Source organism: Bradyrhizobium sp. SZCCHNS3052 (assembly GCF_032484495.1).
Lineage (GTDB): Bacteria > Pseudomonadota > Alphaproteobacteria > Rhizobiales > Xanthobacteraceae > Bradyrhizobium.
The window spans coordinates 113,713-132,028 of sequence record NZ_JAUETB010000015.1 but is presented as its reverse complement, the minus strand read 5'-3'; the positions used below and the strand labels follow the sequence as shown (position 1 = coordinate 132,028).

Here is an 18,316-nt window from a genome sequence, read left to right as displayed (position 1 = left end):
GTAGGATCCAGTGTAGGCCGCATTCTTTGGTTTTTCTTTAGGCCGCGGGTGCGCATGAACATCGGGCGTATTCGGGCGCGATTGTGAGCGTAGTCGACCGCATTCCTGCTGCTGCGCAAGCGACGAGATGATGCGATGCGAAGGGAAAGCGGCGGCGAGGATCGGCGCGGCCGTATCGACCAAGCGGGTCGATCTGTTCAAGCGAGCAGCTCGATGCCCGTCATCGTCCCACCGCCGATGATGCGTGCGGCGTGATCAAAGACCGGTGCAACCCTCCGGCCGTTCAGCGGCTGAGGCCGACGACCTGCAGCACCAGACCGTCGAGCGCGTCGGTGATCGAGATCTGGCACGCGAGGCGGCTCTCCGGGCGCACGTCGGTGGCCTCGAATTCGAGCAGGTCGACCTCGATGTCGCCGGCGGAGCCGACGCGCTCCAGCCATGCCTTGTCAACGTGGCAATGGCACGTGGCGCAGATGCAGGACCCGCCGCATTCGCCGATGATGCCATCGACACCATTGCGCTTCGCCGCCTGCATGGCGCTCTCGCCGGGCTCGGCCTCGACAAGGCGCACGGTGCCGTCGGGCTCGATGAAGGTGATTCTGGGCATGGGTCGTTGCGTGTCCCTAGATGAACTGCCGGCCGCCGTCGATGATCAGGGTCTGACCGGTGATGAAGGTCGCGGCCGGCGACGCGAAGAACAGCGCGCCGCCGACCATGTCGTCGACGTCGGCCGCGCGCTTCAGGGCTCCGCGGGACACGCCATATTCGGCGGCGTTCTCCATCAGGCCGAGGCTGGCCTCGGTGAGCGTGAAGCCGGGCGCGATGACGTTGACCGTGATCTTGTCGTCGCCGAGCTCGCGCGCCAGCGCACGCGTCATCGCAATGACGGCGCCTTTCGACGAGACGTAGTGCAGCCACATCGGCGAGCCGCTCATGACGGTGGCCGACGAGACGTTGACGATCGCGCCACCGCCGGCGCGTCGCAGCAGTGGCGCGGCCGCCTTGCTCATCATCCACACGCCCTTGATGTTGACGCGCATCACCCGGTCCCACTCGGCCTCCGGGATTGCCTCGAAGCCGCGGCGTTCGAGCCCGGCATAGATCGCGGCATTGTTGACCAGCACGTCGAGGCCGCTCATGCGCGCCAGCGCGAATTGCGCCAGCGCCGCGGTGGACGTCTCGTTCGCGACGTCGACCTCCGCCGCGTGCGCCTTGCCGCCGCGGTCGCGGATCAGCCGCGCGGTGTCGTCGGCGCCGCCGAGACGGATGTCGGCGGCGACGACCTCGGCACCGGCCGCAGCAAAGGCGAGCGCGAATCCGCGGCCCAGCCCGCCGGCCGCGCCGGTGACGATGACGCGCTTGCCTTGCAGTTGGATCGGACTCATGTGGCAACCTCGATGTGCAGCAGATCCGCCATGAACGCAGACGCCGTGCCCTCGGCGATCAGCGCCCGGGCCATGGTGGTGCCGGCCTCGGTCAGCATCGACGGCAGCACGAAGCTTTCCAGCATCGCGAGCGTCTCCTTCGGCGGCGTATCGAACCAGCCGCCGATCGTCGCGACCCCATGGCCGGTGAAGCGCCATAGCTTGTCGGCGTCCTTCATCAGCGCATCCTCATGCGAGATCGCCGTCTTTCGGGTGTCGTGGCCGTCGATGATCGCCAGGATGGTCTCGACTCTTAGCCCGGGGATCGCCAGCCGTGCGAACGCCTCGGCTGCGATCTTCACGCCTTCGATCTCGTGGGCACGTTGCAGCTCGGGATATCTGGGATTGGGGCCGACGGCGGCGGCGAGCTGCTCGGGCGGGAATTTCTTCCAGCCGACGTCGTGCATGAGGATCGCCGGCAGCACCACGGCGGCGTCCGCTTCGGGATGGATCCGTAGCAGCGCCTGGCCAAGACGATAGGAGATCAGCGTATGCTCGTCGTTGGAGCGGACGTCCAGCCACGGCCGCGCCGCAAGCCAAATCGGCAAATCCTGTTCGCGCAGAAAATGCATCATCGCAGCTCCGTGTCGTAGCTGAGATAAATCGTCTTGTATTCGAGGTAGTCCTCGATGCCGTAGCGGCCCTTCTCGCGGCCGATTCCGCTCTGCTTCATGCCGCCGAACGGCGCGCGCTGGTTCGAGCGCTGGATGTCGTTGACCCACACGGAGCCGGCTTCGAGGCGCTCGGCCAGGGTCAGTCCTGTCGCCAGGTTGCGCGAGAACACGAAGGCGGCCAGTCCATAGACCGTCGCATTCGCGAGCCGCAGCGCCTCGGTGCGATCGTCGAACGGGGCGACACCAAGCACGGGGCCGAACGTTTCCTCGGTCATGACGAGCGCGGAGGGGGGCGCATCGGCGATCACGGTCGGCGGCAGGAACCAGCCCTTGTCGTAGAGTCCGCCCGTCAACCGAACGCCGCCGGTCAGCACGGTTGCGCCATTGGCACGGGCATCGGCGATCTGCCGCTCGCTGTTGCGGTAGATCTTCTCGTTGATGAGCGGTCCCAGCGCGCAATTCGAGGTCAGGCCGTTGCCGACGTCGAGCTGCGCGACCTTGTCGGCGAGCGCAGCGAGAAAGGCCGCGTAGATGGGGCGCTCGACATAGACGCGATTGACGCGGTAGCAGAACTGGCCGGAATTGGCGAAGGCGTGACGGGCGATCGCAGCCGCGGCGGCGCCGATATCGGCGTCGGCGCAGACGATGGCCGGGCACTGGCCGCCGAGCTCGAGGGTGACGCGCTTCATCGTTCCGGCTGCAGCAGCAGCGATCGCCTTGCCGGCCCTGGTGCCGCCGGTGAACGCAATCTTGCGCGGCGTCGGATGCGCGATCATCTGCATGCCGAGGTCAGGGCCGCGACCGGTCACGGCATTGAAGCAGCCGTCCGGAAACCCAGCGGCCCGAAAGAGTTCAGCGAGCCGCAAGGTCGACAGCGGCGTGTCCTCGGCGGGCTTGGCGACGACGGTGCAACCGGCCATCAGCGCGGCGCCGAGCTTGAAGCAGAGCAGCGTCACCGGATAGTTGAAAGGCGTGATCGCGACCACGACGCCGACCGGCTCGCGTGTGATGACGATCTTTTCGCCGGCCACACCCGTCAGCGGCATCTCGGCGTGCAGGCGCAGGCCTTCCTCGGCATAGACGTCGAGCAGTTCTGCCGAGCGCTGAATTTCGCTGACGGCTCCCGCCAGCGGACGGCCAAGCTCCCTGGTCAGCAGGCGACCGAGCTCACCGGCACTCTCGCGCATCAGCCGCGCCGCGTTCCTCTGCAGGCGGGCGCGCTCTGCCACGGGCGTCGTTTTCCACGATTGGAATGCAATGTCGGCCGCGTTGATGGCGGCATCGACATCCGCGCGCCCGGCCTCCGGAACGCTGTCGACCGTCTCGCCCGTTGCCGGATCGATAACGTCGAAGGTCGCTCCGCTTTGGGCTGCAACCCAGCGGCCATCGATGAACATGTCCATGTCCGCGACCTCTCGTTCAGATCAGGTCGAGCATCAGCGCGGCTCGGGTCTCGCCCAGCGCCTCCTCAGCCATGAGTCGTCCGGCTTCAGTCTCGAGCACGGCGAGCTGCGCCGTCAGGCGCGACGCATATTGGCGCGGCGTCATCTTGAACCAGTCGCAGGCCACCGCAACGCCGGTGGTCGTGTAGCGCCACAGCTTGTCGGCGTCGCGCACGATCCGGTCGTTCAGCGAGCGCGGGTAGGGGCGAGTGTCGTGGCCGTCGATGATCTCGCCCACCGCGACGATGATGTCCTCCGGCCAATCGGCCTGTTCGAGGACGTCGCGTGACATGCGGACGCCTTCGCTTTCGTGGAGAAAGCGCACATCGGACTGCATCATGTTGGGACCGAATCCCTTCTCGATGATGTCCTTCATGTCGATCGTGTACCAGCCGATGTCGTGCAGGATGATTGCGAGCGAAACGATGTCCTCGTCTGCGTCCGGATATTGAGCGAGCAGCTTGCGCGCATAGGCATAGGACAGGGGAATGTGGACGTCGTTCTTGCGCGCGCGCATGTACGGCTCGCTGATGCGCCAGACTTCGTCATAGCGGTTGCCGACATCGGACCTATCGAGCATTGCAATGTTCCATATGCGGAGAGAGGCCGGCGCCGCCGGCCTCTCTCGATTGGGTCAGGACAGGATGGTCACTTCGCCGGTCGAGCCGTTGACGCGCAGCATCTGTCCGTTCTTGATCGAGGAGCTGGCGCGTCCCGTGCCGGTGACGGCGGGCAGCCCGTATTCGCGGCACACGATCGCGGCGTGGGACATCATGCCGCCGATGTCCGTGACGATCGCGTTGATCTTGCCGAAGATCGGTGCCCAGCTCGGCGCTGTGACCGGCGCAACCAGAATCTCGCCCTGCTGGATCTGGCCGAGCTCATCGGCGGAGCGCACCACGCGAGCGCGGCCCTCGACGATGCCGGGGGAAGCGGCCATGCCGGACAGCTTGGTGGTGTTGGCGGCGCCATCGAGCCAGCGGCCGATGCTCTCCGTGGTGATGCCCCACAGCATGATCGTGAACGGCTCGGTGATGACATCGGGCGGATTGTTGAGCGCGGGCTGCGGCGGCGTCGTCGCGAGCGCAGCCAGGATCTTTTTCCGCCGCTCGATCTCGGGCGGCCAATAGGTCGGACCGATCGCCGGTGCGCCAACGGCCCAGCCGTTGCCGTAGTCGAACAGCGCGTCGCGGACTTCCTGACGGTTCAGATAGAACAGGTCGTCGGCGTCCTTCCAGAAGCCGGCATCGCGGAAGATGGCGCCGAGCTCACGCATCTTGCGCCAGAATACGCTCATCGACCAATGCTCGATGTAGAAATTGTGGTTCTCGACATAGGGGAACACGGTCCGGGCGAGCCCGAGCTTGCCCTCGAAGGCTGCGCGGGCGTCGGTATCGAGCATCTCGGCATATTCGGACGTGATGCGGTCGCGCTCTTTGGCAATGGCCTCCGTCGGCCGGTCGATCTCCTCTCCCCGCTGCACGCGGACGACGTAGTCCCTGACATAGCCGAGCGGGATGTCGAGATGCTCGATCCAGTACTTGTCGGTCGAGTAGAAGCCGTTGCCGGAGGTGAAGTTGAACCAGGGATCCTGCGCCTCGTTCCAGGCCGTCAGCCATTCGGCGCCGTTCGGCGCACGGCCGACCGCAGCCAGCGCCTCGTCGACCGATCCGCTCTTCAGGGCATCGGCGACACCGAGCTTCACGGCGAGCTTGGCGAGCTTCTTCAACTCGTCGTCCGGACGGAACAGGTCGACTTCCACGCCCTGCACCATCTTGGCGATCGCCTGATCGGGAATGGTGGGGAATTGCCCCTTCATGAAGCTGAAGAAGTCGAGATAGGCCGCGTAGCCGAGATTCAGGAACTCGAAATGGTACTGCCAGGTCTTGTAGAGCAGCTGGATCGCCCGGTCGTAGGTCTCCATCAGCGCGTAGGTGTTGTCGAGGCCGACACCGGCCGTGATCCACTCCAGCGGCACGGCTTCGGGCAGCGGCTCGAAATTGAGCGCCTCGAGATCGGCGATGTTGGCGCGGACCTTCTTGTCCCAGTTCGCCAGCAGGCGGTCCCAGTTCTGGAAGTAGTAGCCGGCGCGCTCCATGAAATGCGGTACGCGACCAGCGATCAGCTCGGGCGCCACCGCCACCGGGCTCATGTAGCAATAGCCATTGTGGATGCGGTACTCGACGCCGTTCGCCGGCGGGATCAGATAGTGCCGCGTGTTGTACTGGCCGAGACACTTGACCGCGAACTCGACGGTGACGGCGTCGAACGGCTTGAACGGGCTCGGCCAGTGCTGCGAGTCGCAGAACCAGAACTTGCCGTCCTCCTTGTCGCGCAGGCTGTTCTGGAACTGGAGATAATAGGGATAGAGCTTCTCCCAGCCCTCGGCGCCGACCGGCGTCTTCAGGTCATAGGGACTTGGGAATTTCGCATGCGCCGTCATTGTCGTTTCCCCTCGGTTTCTCTGTTGCTTGTTGTCGTGATGCTCACCGCTTGGCCTGGACCGGGGCCAGCAGCGTTCCAAGTACACCCGCAATCCCGGTCTCGTAGATCGCGGTCGACTGCTTCTTCTTCTGGCTCCAGACGGTCTCCGGCCGGCTCTGCAGCGCCACGAGGTTCTCGTCTTCAGGGAGATCGGCGTCGATCGCCCATTCGACGTCCTGCGGACAGCCCATGCTGCGCTCGAGCGACTTGGCGAGCCTGGCGACGGCGAGCACCTGGGCATTGGTCAGGGAGGGCAGGGTGCGGCGCTCCGGCGCGATTACGCGCTCGACGGTCCGGCGCTCGGCGCGATCGGCGACGAGTTCGAAATCCTTCTCGGCGATGCGGTGCTTGATGACCTGCAGAAGCACCTTCTCGACGACGAAATTGTCGGGCGTGATTTCGCCGGAGACCACCGGCTCGCCGAGCCCGAAGGCGGAATCGATCACGATCTTGGTGCGGTCGCCGTTGATCGGATCCAGCGTCATCGCCACGCCCGCGGCGGCGGCGTTGACCATCTTCTGGACGCCGACCGACATCAGCACGTCGATCTGGCCGAGCCCGTTCTCGGCACGGTAGGAGATCGCGCGCGCGTTGAAGAGGCTGGCCCAGCACGCCTTGACCTTCTCGACCACGGCGTCCTCGCCGACCACCCAGAGATAGGTATCCTGCTGGCCGGCGAAGCTGGCGTCGGGCAGATCCTCGGCGGTTGCCGACGAGCGCACCGCCACCGGCAACTGACCGTCGGGCGACATCCGGCGATACGCCTCGCGGATCGCCTGCTCGACCGCGCCCGGCATCGGCTGCGCCATGATTGCGTCGCGGATCTCGTGCGACAACTTCTCTTCGTCATCGACATCGTCGAGCACGATCCGCGACAGGCGCTCGCTGATCGTCGCCTCGAGTCCGTTGCTTCGAAGATGAAGGGCGTAGGCGTCGGTCGCGACCGCAAATCCCGCAGGAACGCGCACGCCCTGTGCGATCATGCGCGCCAGGCTCGCGCATTTGCCGCCGATGCGCGGGAAGTCGTCCTCGCGTGCGTCTTCGAACGGCACGATGAAGGATGCGGCTGCGTTGGCGCCCATGCGTCTGTTCCCCACCTTATGGCCCGGATCGGCTCCGGACTTGTTGTTGCTTGTGAAACGCGGTCCAATGACGATCGTCGTGTCAGGCCACGTCCCATTCGATCCGAAGCGCCGTCGGCACGCGGAACGAGATGTTGTGAACGAAGTCGATGGTCTGGTCGGCAGCGAGCCGGAGGCCAGGAAGCCTGCGGGTCAGCTCGCCGAGCGCGATCGCGAACTCGATGCGGGCCAGCTGCTGGCCGACGCAGGTGTGAATGCCGTAGCCGAAGGCCAGATGGCTTCTCGCGTCGGTGCGCCGGACGTCGAAACGGGTCGGCGCGGAGAACACCGCCTCGTCGCGATTGGCGGAGCCGATGAGCAGCAGGATATTGGAGTCCTTCGGCACCGGCACGCCGCCGATCTGGGTGTCCTTCAGGGCGCGCCGGCGCCAGGCCACGATCGACGGGCTGAAGCGCAAGCACTCCTCGACCGCATTCGGAATGAGCTGCGGCTCGGCGATGATGGCTTCCCAGTTGTCGCGCCGCTGCAGCAGCTCGCGCATGCCGTTGGCCATCAAGGTCGTCGTGGTCTCGTGGCCGGCGAACAGTGCGCTGTAGAGCACGCCGGCGATCTCCTCGTCGCTGATCTCGGCGCCGTCCTTCTGCAGTCGGACCAGATCGCCGGGCAGATCGTCGGTCGGATCATCGTGGCGCTGACGCACCAGCGCGCGGCAGTAGGTCCAGTATTCGACCATGTTGCGCGCATGCACGATCTGCTCGTCGTCGCTGAGGTCGCCCCAGGTCAGCAGCGCGCGGCTCACCGCCCAGGACTTCACGCGCGGCACGTCCATATTGGGAATGCCGACCAGCTTGAACAGCACCAGCGCCGGCACATCATAGGCGAACTCGCGGAAGAAGTCGGCATGTCCGCGATCGGCGAAGGCATCGATCGCCTGGTTGACGATCGCCTTGATCTCCGGCTCGATCGCCCTGAACCGACGCGGCCCGAAGCAGCCCTGGACCAGCTTGCGGATGCGGGTGTGATCGGGCGGTACCCGCGCCGACAGGCCGGAATAGGCGGTGAAGCCGCCCTCGCGCATGATGCGCTTGCCTTCCTCGCACATCGGGCGAAGCGGGGCCTGGGCGTTCTCCGAGGAGAATGTGCGCCAGTCGTCGAACACGGCCTTGATGTCGGCGTGGCGCGCGACGACGTAGTATTTCAGCTCGTCGGAGAAGAAGACCGGCGCCTCGGCGCGGGCCCATTCATAGAACGGGAACGGATCGCGCATCTCGAAGGGATCGAAGTCTTTGGCGGCGTCGCTATAGGGGCACCGCGCCAGCTGAGCTGCCGAACCTGGCATGTCGTCCTCCCATTCGCCGCCTTTGCCGGCGACGTTGTCATGGGCTCACTCTAAGCGGCGGCCTTTGGGTTTTCTTTAGCCCATAACTCTATGGCAAATTGAGATAAATCGTCAATTCTGCTGGCGGCGGCACCCCCCATGGCGCATGGCTTGGCCGGCAAAGGTCGTGTGACCGAGCCGGTCGCGAACGAGCGGCCTCACGCCGTGAGCTTGCGGTGCAGCTCCTGAAGCGAGGCGCTCTTCGGCCGGTTGTCGAAATGCTTGAGCGAGTCGAGGTACAGCTTGAACTGGCGGTCGATCGCCTCGCGTCGGCCTTGCGCCTTGAACACCTGCATTGCCTCGGCATGCGCCATCTCGCACAAGGGGTCGATCGCCAGCGCCTTCTGGCAATGCGCGAGCGCGGCCGAGTGGTCGTTGCGTTCGAGATAGATCCGTGCCGCGTCGCGTTGCACCTTGAAGAACATGTCGCGCAGCCAATAGCGCTTGCTCCAGCACCAGTCGCGCTCGCCATCGTCGGCGTACTCGACCGGAATGTCCTCGAACAGGTCTCCGGTGTACAGACGGTCCGCCGCCTGCAGACAGATCAGCGCCTCGTCGCTGGCGCCGGCCTTGATGTGCCCCTGGGACTGACGGCAGAGCTGTTCGAAGGTCGAGATGTCGAGCCAGCTGCGCTCCGGAGGCACCAGCACGTAGCGCGATCCCTCGCGCCGGACATAGTTGCGCGTCTCGTCGCGTCCGTTGGGCTGGCCGAGCGCCAGCCGCAGATAGCGCACGGTGTGATAGAGGCGGTTGCGCGCAGCCTCAATGTCCTCGGCGTTGGGCCAGAGCAGATCCGCAAGCTCGTCGGTGGCTGCGCCATGGCCGCCCTTCTGCAGCAGATAGGCGAACAGGGTCTTAGTCTTGCGGGTCGCTCCGCCGGGCGGGTCCCAGTTCACCTGGCTGCCGTCGTTGCGATAGATCCGCAAGCGTCCGAAGCAGCGGATCTTCCAGCGGTCGCGGCTGTCGAGATGAACTGTACTGGGCTCTTCCGCCGATCGCCGCAACAGCCACATGGGGTCGGCGCCTTCGGCTGCGTGCAGCGCGGCCACCGATGTCCCGATCCGCAACTCCGGCGCGATCGCGCCGAGCCAGAAATCGACCTGCTCGCGCAATGCGCCGCGCGTCTGCAGCCGCGACGGCAGCCAATGCGGATTGTCCACCAGTCCGGCGCTGGTGAGGATCTGCGGATGGCCGCGCAGCGCGACGAGCAACTGCTCGTCGATCAGCACCCGGCGGTTATAGAGAGAGGCGATCGAGACCTCGGACTGCTGGGTGAGCGTTTCCGCAAGTGCGGGCCAACCCTCGAAATTGGCCGTCGCCGAGTTGGTCTCGAGGCCCCAGCTCATGTCGACGACGAGCAGGGCAGGACCTTGTTTGCGGGTTGGTGCCACCCACCTCTCGATTCGGCCTGCGACATCTCGAAACGAGATCGGCACCCGCAGCAGCGCCATCTCGACAAAGCTCTTGCCCTCGACGAATCCGGTCTTGTTGATGCGCTTTGCGAGCTTCTCGACCCGCGCGACCGCGTTGACGTCCGCCGCGATCACGAAGATCCGGCAGGGCTGTGCGACAGTCTGGTAAAGCTTGAAGAAGTCCGCAAAAAGAAGCTTTTGCTGCGTCGCGAATAGCGCGAGGTTGACACAACTATTCTTGGTCATGGGTACTCACCCGCGGCAACCCCATTGCAGTCAGCCAGACTGGGGGTAGTCTAAGAGCGGCCGCCGGAGGGTTTCAAGGCCCTGTTTCGCAAGCATTCCTGCAAGCTGGCGAGATCCAGAAGCCGTGAAATGCGGCAGCGAAATGAATCGCTTTCAGCAACGATGCATGTTCGGGTTTGCGGGAACGGGATGCGGATTGAGCACGCCAGCGGAGCTGATTGCCTCAACGCGAGGCTCTTCTAGACCGTCAGGCGCTCGTGGATCGCCGCTCCCTGACCTCTCGGATGAAGTGTGACGCCGCTAGAACTGTCGGGCTGGCAGCGAGTTGATGATTGACGTTCGATGCAGGCCAGCCGCGGGGTAGGCTTTATCCCTCAGCTTGTCATATGAGAAGTCCGGCTCCGTTGTCTGCAGCTTGCGAACCATCTCGAAAGAAAGCTCACGGTGCCCATTATGGGCATAGAGAGCTGACAAATATCGCAAGGGTGGAGCAAAGGTCGGAGCAAGAGCATGGCTGGCTTCTGCAAGATGGACGGCCTTGTCGAGTTCTCCCGCCATGGTCCCCGCAATGCAGCTCAGGGCATCGAGCTGAAAACGGAAAGGTGCCGCACCAGCGATCGTACGGGCAAGCAATGTGTGCTGGAAGCCGTCCTCTGGTTTGCCGAGATAGCTCTTTGCGATTCCCAGGCAGGCCCAGGCGATCGGGTTGGCGTGGTTCAGTTGAATGGCTCGCTCGGCCAGCTCATAGGCGGCAACATACGAGCGTCGCATCATGGAATGGACATGCGCGCTCAGGCCAGCAACATAGGAGTTGTAGGGTTCGAGCTCCAGCGCCCGGTACATCAGATCGAAAGCCTCCGCCTCAAGCGTCTGGCGGCAGTTGAATTGGCGCTCGGCGAGCATGAAGGTGCGCAAATAGGCGCGCCACGCGAGATAGATGCCGCGTGGCTCGGCCGCGAAAGCAGCCGCGAACAGCTTGTCGGCGGACTCGAAGTTGGCTCTGCCAAGTCGAAACAGGCGCAGGATACCAGCATAGCATAGATGGGAGGCAGACCTCGGAGCGCCATCCTTGATATGAGCGAGTTGATCGACGGCGAAGTTGACCACCAGGTTGATGGTTCTCATCACATTGGTGTCGTTCAGGTCGAGCGTACCCTCGCCGTTGATCTGCAATGTCGACGACCATGCCAGCGTGTTGGCAGGGCGCTGCAACAGCGCGAGCCGAACGATCTTGCTCGTGTCAGATCCGAACACATCAGAACGCAGGGAGAGCGTGCCGGCCGAGGAGCCATCGTTACCAATCGGGCCATCGCCAGGCAAAATGTCCGCCGGCCAGGCCGCCGACGCGCTCATGTCGCGCCGGTCTTGGATCGTGGCTACGCCCAGTTCCTTGATCGTCTTGGCGATGGAATCGACGAGGCTGTCGGTCACGACCGCAGTATCCGACGGGCCTGTCCGGCAGCCGGGGATCAGGACGATTCGGTTTCGCGAGGGCCGCTCATCGGCGGGCTGCAGGTGCGCTGCAAGATCGGTCGCGAGATTGGCAGCGTGGCGGAGGTCAGGCGACGGCGCGACGTGCATCTGGAATCGCGCACGCTCCTCGCGCAGCCAATCCTCGAACTCCTCCTCTGCTATGTCAAAGCCTTCAAGAAGCTCACCTTGGGGAGGCGCCATATCGTGCTGCGGTGACGCGGTAGCGTAACGGGCGATGTCGGTCTCAAATAGCTTTGGATCGAGCGAAATGGCGAAGCTGTCGGCGCACAGCAGGGAGCGGCAGTCGGCCAGCGCCTTGCGGATTTCGGTCAGGCTTTGGCGAAGGCTGGCCGCGCCTTGCTCCTTGCCGCGGCTCCCCCAGAGCTTGTCCTGGATCCAGACCCGCGACCGCTTGTGCTCACGCGCCAGCGCCAACATCGCAATGAGAGCGCAAGCCTTGCGTCCCCTGGGCGTGCAATCCTCGCCAGAAGCCTTGACCACGCGGAACGGACCAAGAAGCTTGATCAGCAATTTTGGATCTGAGCTCACATTCGTCGCCCACAACCATGATGTAATCAGTCGTGAAAATACGGAAACCAATGATTGAGTAGTGAAGTCTCCAACACCCTTGCTGTCAACGTGAAAAATCCGTGAAACGCCGTCATTTCGAAGGCCGGCGGCTTGACCGCGCGTGCCGTCAAAACGACCATTCAGTGGTAACGGGCGGAGCAAGTCCGCCGGGCCAGGCAGGGAGGCGGCAGATGGCATGGCTAAGCGGTGAGAGCGGAGAAAGCGGCGAAAGTGGTGAGAGCGGCGAAAGCGGCGAAAGCGGTGAGAGCGGCGAGGGCCGCCGTGTCCGCGCCTCATCGCGTGCACGCGCGCTGATTACCAGCCGGGAGGGCGTCGTCGGCTACTGGAACCAGCCGTCACACACGCCTGATCACTATAGTGCCGGGCCAGAGGCGCTCGATCGCTGGTCGCGCGACGTGCGACTGCGCATCTTCGCTGGCGAGCTGTTGTCGGGCCTTGTTTATGACGAAGGCGAGACCTCGATCTCGCTTCAGTACCGTGGCCGCAGCGATGAGACGTTCACGCCGATCGTGCACATGATCCGTCCCAATGCCTCGGACTTCGCCGAACAAGCGGCTTGGGTGTTCAACTATGCCGCGCTCCGGATGGAACGCAGTAGCGAGATCCTGGCCGAGCTGCACGATTTCACCAGCTTCTTGGGCCTGGTCGGATACTGGAATCCGAGCCGCAGCCCGCACACCGCCGAGCTGCTGGCGCTGATCCTGCAGGTGACGACCACGATCGAAATGCGGGTCAAGCATGCGCTCACCTGCCGGCGCCCAATCGAATATTCACCGCAGATACAGCCGATGATCCAGACGCCGGGGCATGGGTCGCTGCCGAGCGGCCATGCCACGGAATCCTTTGCCGCGGCCTTCGTGATCAATGCCCTCATGCGCAAGGCGAGGACGGGGCGGGACGATGTCGATGCGACCGATCCAGTGTTCGTGCAGCTGATGCGCCACGCCGAGCGCATTGCCATCAACCGGACGGTCGCCGGCGTGCATTTTCCGGTCGACAGCGTGGCCGGTATGGTGCTGGGCTGGACCTTGGCGGAGCTGTTCATTGCGCGCTGCTCTGGCTGCGGCCAGGTCACGATGCGCAAGTTCGACGGGCGGGGGTTCAACGACGATTTCCGCTACGACGATGTGCTGGCGATGTCCTACAGGCGATCGGCCGCTGCGAACGTCGCCAGCGAGCAGGGTGGCGGCGGCGCGATCATCGAGGCCGGCACGCCATCGACCGTTCCAGCCTCGCCGATCTTGCAGCATCTCTGGACGCAGGCGCTCGCCGAGTGCCGCCTGATCGTCGGCTGACACGAAAGGACAGGCGCATGAGAGACTGGCGAGGAGATCGGGCCGAACGAGCCAATCCCTATCTGGACTGGGAGTTGCGCAACAGGCCACTCGGCAAGAGGCTGGACTGGTGCAGCGTGCAGATCCAACTGCTGCCGGAGGCCAATGGCAGCTATGTGGCCCATCTCGGCCAGTTGGCCGCCATCGTGGCCGCCGGCCACGAGCCGGACGAGCCTGCTGACGCGCTGACCGTCCGCATGTCGGCCGACGAATTCGATCTGCTGACGAAGCTGATCGACGACATCCGCATCGGTCGCGTCCCGCCGCCGGACGATCCGCGCGATGTGCAGTTCTTCATCTACCGGCCCGAAGACATCGCCAATCGCACTGCCGCCAACGGTCTCTTCACGGCGATCCATGTCGGCCCGCCGATTCCAGGCCTGCGCTTCGACTCTGGCATCGCCGCGCCGACCGATCTCGGCAAGCCGTTGACGGATTTGACGCGGCAGGTCGCTATCGGCGTCATCGATGACGGCATCGCCTTTGCCAACCGCCGTTTTCGCAGCAGGAGCGGCAGATCGCGCATCCGAGCGATCTGGCTGCAGGATGTCGAGCGCCGGACCAAGGATTTCGGCGTTGCCGCCGGGCAGCGGCTCACCGGCGAGGAGCTCGACGCGCTGTTTGCGGCGAATGCGAGCGAGGCCGACATCTATCGCGCGTTCGGCATGACCGATTTCGGCAATGAACAACGCAAGCCGCTGGCGCAACGCGTCTCGCACGGCACACACATCCTCGATCTCTCCGGCGGCTACGATCCGACCGCGGAGGATATCGGCAGCAAGCGGCCTCTGTTGGCGGTGCAGCTGCCGTCGCCGGTGTCCAGCGATACGACCGGCGTTACCATGGCGAGCTACGTGCTGCAGGGGGCGCGCCAGATCATGCTGTGGGCCGACCGGATCAACCCGAAGCTGCCGCTCGTCATCAATTTCAGCTATGGCATCGCGGCCGGCCCCAAGAACGGCAGCCACGAGATCGAGCAGGCTCTGTCGCGGATGATCGAGCGTCGCAACCAACGCGGCGGCCCGACCTATCTGGTGCTGCCGGCCGGCAACAGCTATCGCGAGCGGACGACGGGGCGGATGGTTGTGCAGCCCGGCGCCTCCGATCAGATCGATTGGATCATGCTGCCGGATGACGGTACGTCCAATCATCTCGAGATCTGGCTCGACGGCGAAGCGATCGCGCAGCAATGGCCGCGCGTCGGCGTCAGCCTGACGCCGCCCGGCGATGTGCCGCGCAAGATCGATGGATTCGGTGATGGCGATGTGCAGGTGCTGGAGGATGACGGCAAGCCGATCGCCGCCATCAATGGCCACCTGGCCAAGGTGGCCGGCCAGCCCGATCGCGTCCGCTTTCATCTGTCGGTCAATCCGACCACCGCGCGCTGGAGCGTGAGGCATCCAGCGCCGGCCGGACGCTGGCGGCTTTCCGTCACCAACGGATCGGAGGCGCCGCTGACCGCACATCTCTACATCCAGCGCGACGATACCCCGCTGGGCTACGTGCAGCATGGACGTCAGTCCTATTTCGATCATGCAGGGGGCTATCAGCGTGCGGCGCTGGATGGCAGCTACAGCGATCCGGACAGCAGCGGCTGCCCCATGACTCGCGAGGACACACTGTCGGCGCTCGCGACCGGTGCGGGCGCGCTCGTGGTCGGCGCCGTCGATGCCGCGGGCCAGCCGACGGATTATACGGCGAGCGGTCCGACGCCGGGGCGCGCCGAGCCCGATTGTGCTGCCATCGCCGACCAGGGGCCCGCGCATTGGGGCGTGCTCGCGGCCGGTACCCGGAGCGGTTCGGTGGTGGCGATGCGCGGCACCAGCGTGGCAGCGCCGCAACTCGTACGTCGGCTCGCAGACTATCTCGCATCGCTGCAACCGGGCCCGGTGCTTGCGTCGCTTGCGGTGACCGACGGTCCCGTGGCCAGCTCCGACGGTCCGCCGCCGGGCGCCGCCGTGCTCGAGCCGATCAAGCAGGACGCGGTGGCCGCTTCGCCGTGTGACCATGCCCGTATCGGCAGTTTCATCCTGCGTGCGAGCGGCCACCCCGGCCTGCCGCCGCGGACCTATCCGCGCAGCCCAAACTTGCGCTGAGCCCGACTCCCTGGTTCGCCGCCGCGCAATTGCAGCATGCTGGCAGACAGTGAGCCAGCACAGGCGCGCGCCTCGACTCCCAGCCCGGATCCGATGCCTCTTGCGCTGCGCCCTTGCCGACGCGCGCGATAGCGCAAGTGCGTGAGTGCAGATGGCGTCGTTCCGATGCATTTTTGACGATGCTCTTGCGATGTCCTGACGATCGTCTCACACCACCTCGGCATAGTTCCTCCCGTGCAAACGAGACACAGGAGGATTCAATGCGCAGATCCAATATCCGTATCGTGATGGGCTTGATCATCTCGCCCTTGCTGATGTCCCAGGCCTCCGGTCAGAACCTCAAGGACCTGGTGCCGACCTATCAGCCGCATCAACAGACCGACAGCGAGCGGTTGCAGAACTTCCGCGCTCCAGCCCCGCCTCCGACCAACTATCCGAACATCAGCCGTGATCCTTCCACCAACGAGCCGCGGCTCAACGTCAACCGCGATGTCTCGCTCGGCGGCAACGTGACCCGGAACAGCGCCGAGGGAAACGTCCGCTTCCCGATTCCGGGATCTCGCTAGGCGCTGTTCGGCGACATGGATGACTGCTCGCCGTCCAGGCGCGGCGTCTCGAAAGCGGGACGCTGCTTCAAACAATCATGATGACGTGAGGAGATTGCAGATGAAGAGTCTTCGACTGATGGCCTGCTCCGCCATGCTGTTGCCCAGCGTCGCTCTGGCGCAACAGCAGATTCCGACAGGCTCACTGCCGCCCGACATCGCGGCCGCGATCAAGGCGGCTCCGCTGACGCAGACGCTGATTCCGATCAGCGGCGAGGAGAAATTCGCGCAGCAGATCATCAAGGCGGATGAGATTTCCTTCGCGGCGGGGGCAAAGCTGACGCTGACCGGATTGAACTATCCCTACATCGTGGTGGCCGCGCAACGCATCAAGTTCGCCAACCCGGACACCTACAGCATCATCCAGCGCGATCCGCAGGCCGTGGCCGCCGTCGGCAGTGACGGCCCCGCAGGTCCCAATGGCGCCGACAATCCCGGCGAGACCAACCGGACTGGCAATCCCGGTTACCCCGGCGGCCCTGGCGGGCCTGCCGTGGCCGGACAGACCCGGCAACTGCCCGACGTCTATCTGGTCGCCGGAGAACTCTCCGATCCGAAAGGGCCGATCCCGGCTGGTCTTCTCAACCTCGTCCTTCTCTTCCGCGGCATTGACGGCGGCGATGGTGGGACCGGGGGGAAAGGCGGCAACGGCGGCCGGGCCGGAAACGGCAAGGAGGGCGCTACGAGCCTGTTCGACTGCAAGGAGGGTGGCGGCCCCGGCGGGACGGGAGGCGCTGCCGGTCCCGGAGGACGCGGCGGTGACGCCGGCGCTGGGGGACAAGGTGCCGATCTCATCTTCGTCACGACCAGACCTGCCTACGAAGTCCTGAGCTATTCGCGGATCAACAATGTCGGCGGGAGGGCCGGACTCCCAGGTCGGGGCGGCAGCCCGGGCAATCCGGGCCCCGGAGGCCAGGGCGCGCCGGCCAATGGCTGGTGCAAGGGCACAGGCGGAGGGTCGCCAGGCAATTTCCCGTCGCCTGCAAACCTCGGCTTCGGCAAGCCGTCTGCGGACGGCGCGAAGGGAACGGTCACGGCGGTCATTCTTCCGTCCGTCGGTCCTCTGTTCGGCAAGTGATGCGGCGAGCGGCAGATGAAACCTGCAGGCCGCGTCCTGCAGGTTTCGTCCGTCAGCGCGCGGTCCCAATCCCTCAATCCCGGAGGAAGCCATGACGACGACGCGCGACAGAGTGGAGCAATACGTCCTCGACTATTTCCATCGCCAGTGGCCCTCGGCGACCGAGGCCACCTCGCTCGCCGGCGATCTCGGCCTGGATGCCTATGACATCTACGACATCGGCCGGCATCTGCGGGGGTGGCGCCGCGCCAGCTACACGCCGAGTGAGTTCGCCGGCTGCGAACTGGTGAAGGATATCGTGACGCTGATCTACCAGAAGGTCCGCGCCGCCGGAAACTGAGGCGGGCACCGGCGGGATCCAGTCCATCACATGAAGGAAGGTACCGATGAAGCGCATGAGCCTCGCCAGTCTCGCCGTCGCCGTCGCGGGCGGCATCCTTGCGGCGCAGGCCGCAGCCGAGACGGCAGCTGCTGACGACATGTTCGCGTGCTACAAGACCGCCCCCGCGGGCTAAACGTGTGCGCCTTCGCTCAACCGTAGCGAGTTCGATCTGCGGAAATCTCTGCCGGAAATCGAGCAAAGACGCTCTCAGGTTGCCCGCCGAAAGCGATGTACAGAAGCCAACAGCAAGCCGGCCGGTCTCACCATTTCGGGTCGATATTGCTGTTGCTATCAGCGTCTCAAATTCCTCAAGGATCGTTCTTGCCATCCTGAGAACGCTCCGGCCGGCGGGCGTTGGCTTCACCCCACCGCTCGAGCGATCGAAGATCACAACGCCAATCGAGTGTTCGAGCTGCCGAATGCAGCGGCTGAGCGTGGACTGCTGAAGCAATAGTGCTTCGGCCGCTTGTCGAAAGCTTCCGTAGTCGGCAGCTGCTACAGCGTAGCGGAGATGCTGCAGGTCAAAAGCCGACATCCGGCTGTGAAGTGCCGTTCCGGTGGAGTGCTTATTATCTATCATGCTGAAATGTCATAAGAGACTGCATTAAGCGTGTTGAAATCACGCGGAATGTACTTGGCGGCGAAGGAGAAACTTCGAATCGAAAGATTTGTGGC

Annotated in this window: 16 protein-coding genes and 1 pseudogene; 6 read left to right on the top strand and 11 right to left on the bottom strand. The window is 64.7% G+C overall.

Annotation, left to right across the window (positions count from 1 at the left end; genetic code table 11):
• Nucleotides 1–283: 283 nt before the first annotated feature.
• From QX073_RS31010 to QX073_RS30965, 10 genes are all read right to left on the bottom strand, one after another.
• Nucleotides 284–607, bottom strand: a complete 324-nt coding sequence (locus QX073_RS31010; RefSeq protein ID WP_315751474.1) for a 2Fe-2S iron-sulfur cluster-binding protein — start codon at nucleotides 605–607, stop codon at nucleotides 284–286.
• A gap of 16 nt (nucleotides 608–623) precedes the next feature.
• Nucleotides 624–1,385, bottom strand: a complete 762-nt coding sequence (locus QX073_RS31005; RefSeq protein ID WP_315751476.1) for an SDR family NAD(P)-dependent oxidoreductase — start codon at nucleotides 1,383–1,385, stop codon at nucleotides 624–626.
• On the bottom strand, nucleotides 1,382–1,999 hold the full coding sequence (locus tag QX073_RS31000; RefSeq protein ID WP_315751478.1) for an HD domain-containing protein: 618 nt from the start codon (nucleotides 1,997–1,999) through the stop codon (nucleotides 1,382–1,384). Before QX073_RS31000 ends, QX073_RS31005 begins: the two co-directional genes overlap by 4 nt.
• Nucleotides 1,996–3,441, bottom strand: a complete 1,446-nt coding sequence (locus QX073_RS30995) for an aldehyde dehydrogenase family protein (RefSeq protein ID WP_316226889.1) — start codon at nucleotides 3,439–3,441, stop codon at nucleotides 1,996–1,998. Before QX073_RS30995 ends, QX073_RS31000 begins: the two co-directional genes overlap by 4 nt.
• 16 nt (nucleotides 3,442–3,457) lie before the next feature.
• Nucleotides 3,458–4,060 carry an HD domain-containing protein gene (locus QX073_RS30990; RefSeq protein ID WP_316226888.1) on the bottom strand — a complete coding sequence of 201 codons (603 nt, stop codon included), beginning with the start codon at nucleotides 4,058–4,060 and terminating at the stop codon, nucleotides 3,458–3,460.
• A 54-nt stretch (nucleotides 4,061–4,114) separates the two neighbouring features.
• On the bottom strand, nucleotides 4,115–5,923 hold the full coding sequence (locus QX073_RS30985; RefSeq protein ID WP_316185420.1) for a PEP-utilizing enzyme: 1,809 nt from the start codon (nucleotides 5,921–5,923) through the stop codon (nucleotides 4,115–4,117).
• 43 nt (nucleotides 5,924–5,966) lie between these two features.
• Complete coding sequence (locus QX073_RS30980; protein ID WP_315751486.1) at nucleotides 5,967–7,046, bottom strand: PEP/pyruvate-binding domain-containing protein; 1,080 nt, start codon at nucleotides 7,044–7,046, stop codon at nucleotides 5,967–5,969.
• Between the two features lie 82 nt (nucleotides 7,047–7,128).
• Entirely contained in the window at nucleotides 7,129–8,385 is a 1,257-nt protein-coding gene (locus QX073_RS30975) for a cytochrome P450 (protein WP_316226887.1), read from the bottom strand.
• Between the two features lie 197 nt (nucleotides 8,386–8,582).
• Nucleotides 8,583–10,082, bottom strand: a complete 1,500-nt coding sequence (locus QX073_RS30970; protein WP_315751492.1) for a bacterial transcriptional activator domain-containing protein — start codon at nucleotides 10,080–10,082, stop codon at nucleotides 8,583–8,585.
• 300 nt (nucleotides 10,083–10,382) lie between these two features.
• Nucleotides 10,383–12,086, bottom strand: a complete 1,704-nt coding sequence (locus tag QX073_RS30965) for a hypothetical protein (protein WP_316226886.1) — start codon at nucleotides 12,084–12,086, stop codon at nucleotides 10,383–10,385.
• 230 nt (nucleotides 12,087–12,316) lie between these two features.
• Here QX073_RS30965 and QX073_RS30960 point away from each other — a divergent pair, with 230 nt between their 5' ends.
• The 6 genes from QX073_RS30960 to QX073_RS30935 all read left to right on the top strand — a co-directional run bounded on the left by QX073_RS30960 (nucleotide 12,317) and on the right by QX073_RS30935 (nucleotide 17,774).
• Nucleotides 12,317–13,441 carry a phosphatase PAP2 family protein gene (locus QX073_RS30960; RefSeq protein WP_316226885.1) on the top strand — a complete coding sequence of 375 codons (1,125 nt, stop codon included), beginning with the start codon at nucleotides 12,317–12,319 and terminating at the stop codon, nucleotides 13,439–13,441.
• A gap of 17 nt (nucleotides 13,442–13,458) precedes the next feature.
• Nucleotides 13,459–15,576 (top strand): S8 family serine peptidase, encoded by a 2,118-nt coding sequence (locus tag QX073_RS30955; protein WP_316226884.1) that lies wholly within the window; start codon nucleotides 13,459–13,461, stop codon nucleotides 15,574–15,576.
• Nucleotides 15,577–15,836: 260 nt separating this feature from the next.
• Nucleotides 15,837–16,142 (top strand): hypothetical protein, encoded by a 306-nt coding sequence (locus QX073_RS30950; RefSeq protein ID WP_315716237.1) that lies wholly within the window; start codon nucleotides 15,837–15,839, stop codon nucleotides 16,140–16,142.
• Between the two features lie 100 nt (nucleotides 16,143–16,242).
• Nucleotides 16,243–17,259 carry a hypothetical protein gene (locus QX073_RS30945; RefSeq protein WP_315716236.1) on the top strand — a complete coding sequence of 339 codons (1,017 nt, stop codon included), beginning with the start codon at nucleotides 16,243–16,245 and terminating at the stop codon, nucleotides 17,257–17,259.
• A gap of 91 nt (nucleotides 17,260–17,350) precedes the next feature.
• On the top strand, nucleotides 17,351–17,599 hold the full coding sequence (locus QX073_RS30940) for a hypothetical protein (RefSeq protein WP_315716235.1): 249 nt from the start codon (nucleotides 17,351–17,353) through the stop codon (nucleotides 17,597–17,599).
• 46 nt (nucleotides 17,600–17,645) lie between these two features.
• Nucleotides 17,646–17,774 carry a hypothetical protein gene (locus QX073_RS30935; protein ID WP_315716234.1) on the top strand — a complete coding sequence of 43 codons (129 nt, stop codon included), beginning with the start codon at nucleotides 17,646–17,648 and terminating at the stop codon, nucleotides 17,772–17,774.
• Nucleotides 17,775–17,993: 219 nt separating this feature from the next.
• On the opposite strand, the pseudogene QX073_RS30930 reads toward QX073_RS30935, so the two are convergent.
• Nucleotides 17,994–18,176, bottom strand: a pseudogene (locus QX073_RS30930) (LysR family transcriptional regulator); the annotation flags it as partial.
• Nucleotides 18,177–18,316: the final 140 nt, after the last annotated feature.

Excerpts from the sequence above, each read along its gene's own strand:
- QX073_RS31010 (WP_315751474.1), bottom strand. The coding sequence starts at position 607 with ATGCCCAGAATCACCTTCATCGAGCCCGACGGCACCGTGCGCCTTGTC.
- QX073_RS31005 (WP_315751476.1), bottom strand. The coding sequence starts at position 1,385 with ATGAGTCCGATCCAACTGCAAGGCAAGCGCGTCATCGTCACCGGCGCG.
- QX073_RS31000 (WP_315751478.1), bottom strand. The coding sequence starts at position 1,999 with ATGATGCATTTTCTGCGCGAACAGGATTTGCCGATTTGGCTTGCGGCG.
- QX073_RS30995 (WP_316226889.1), bottom strand. The coding sequence starts at position 3,441 with ATGGACATGTTCATCGATGGCCGCTGGGTTGCAGCCCAAAGCGGAGCG.
- QX073_RS30990 (WP_316226888.1), bottom strand. The coding sequence starts at position 4,060 with ATGCTCGATAGGTCCGATGTCGGCAACCGCTATGACGAAGTCTGGCGC.
- QX073_RS30985 (WP_316185420.1), bottom strand. The coding sequence starts at position 5,923 with ATGACGGCGCATGCGAAATTCCCAAGTCCCTATGACCTGAAGACGCCG.
- QX073_RS30980 (WP_315751486.1), bottom strand. The coding sequence starts at position 7,046 with ATGGGCGCCAACGCAGCCGCATCCTTCATCGTGCCGTTCGAAGACGCA.
- QX073_RS30975 (WP_316226887.1), bottom strand. The coding sequence starts at position 8,385 with ATGCCAGGTTCGGCAGCTCAGCTGGCGCGGTGCCCCTATAGCGACGCC.
- QX073_RS30970 (WP_315751492.1), bottom strand. The coding sequence starts at position 10,082 with ATGACCAAGAATAGTTGTGTCAACCTCGCGCTATTCGCGACGCAGCAA.
- QX073_RS30960 (WP_316226885.1), top strand. The coding sequence starts at position 12,317 with ATGGCATGGCTAAGCGGTGAGAGCGGAGAAAGCGGCGAAAGTGGTGAG.
- QX073_RS30955 (WP_316226884.1), top strand. The coding sequence starts at position 13,459 with ATGAGAGACTGGCGAGGAGATCGGGCCGAACGAGCCAATCCCTATCTG.
- QX073_RS30950 (WP_315716237.1), top strand. The coding sequence starts at position 15,837 with ATGCGCAGATCCAATATCCGTATCGTGATGGGCTTGATCATCTCGCCC.
- QX073_RS30945 (WP_315716236.1), top strand. The coding sequence starts at position 16,243 with ATGAAGAGTCTTCGACTGATGGCCTGCTCCGCCATGCTGTTGCCCAGC.
- QX073_RS30940 (WP_315716235.1), top strand. The coding sequence starts at position 17,351 with ATGACGACGACGCGCGACAGAGTGGAGCAATACGTCCTCGACTATTTC.
- QX073_RS30935 (WP_315716234.1), top strand. The coding sequence starts at position 17,646 with ATGAAGCGCATGAGCCTCGCCAGTCTCGCCGTCGCCGTCGCGGGCGGC.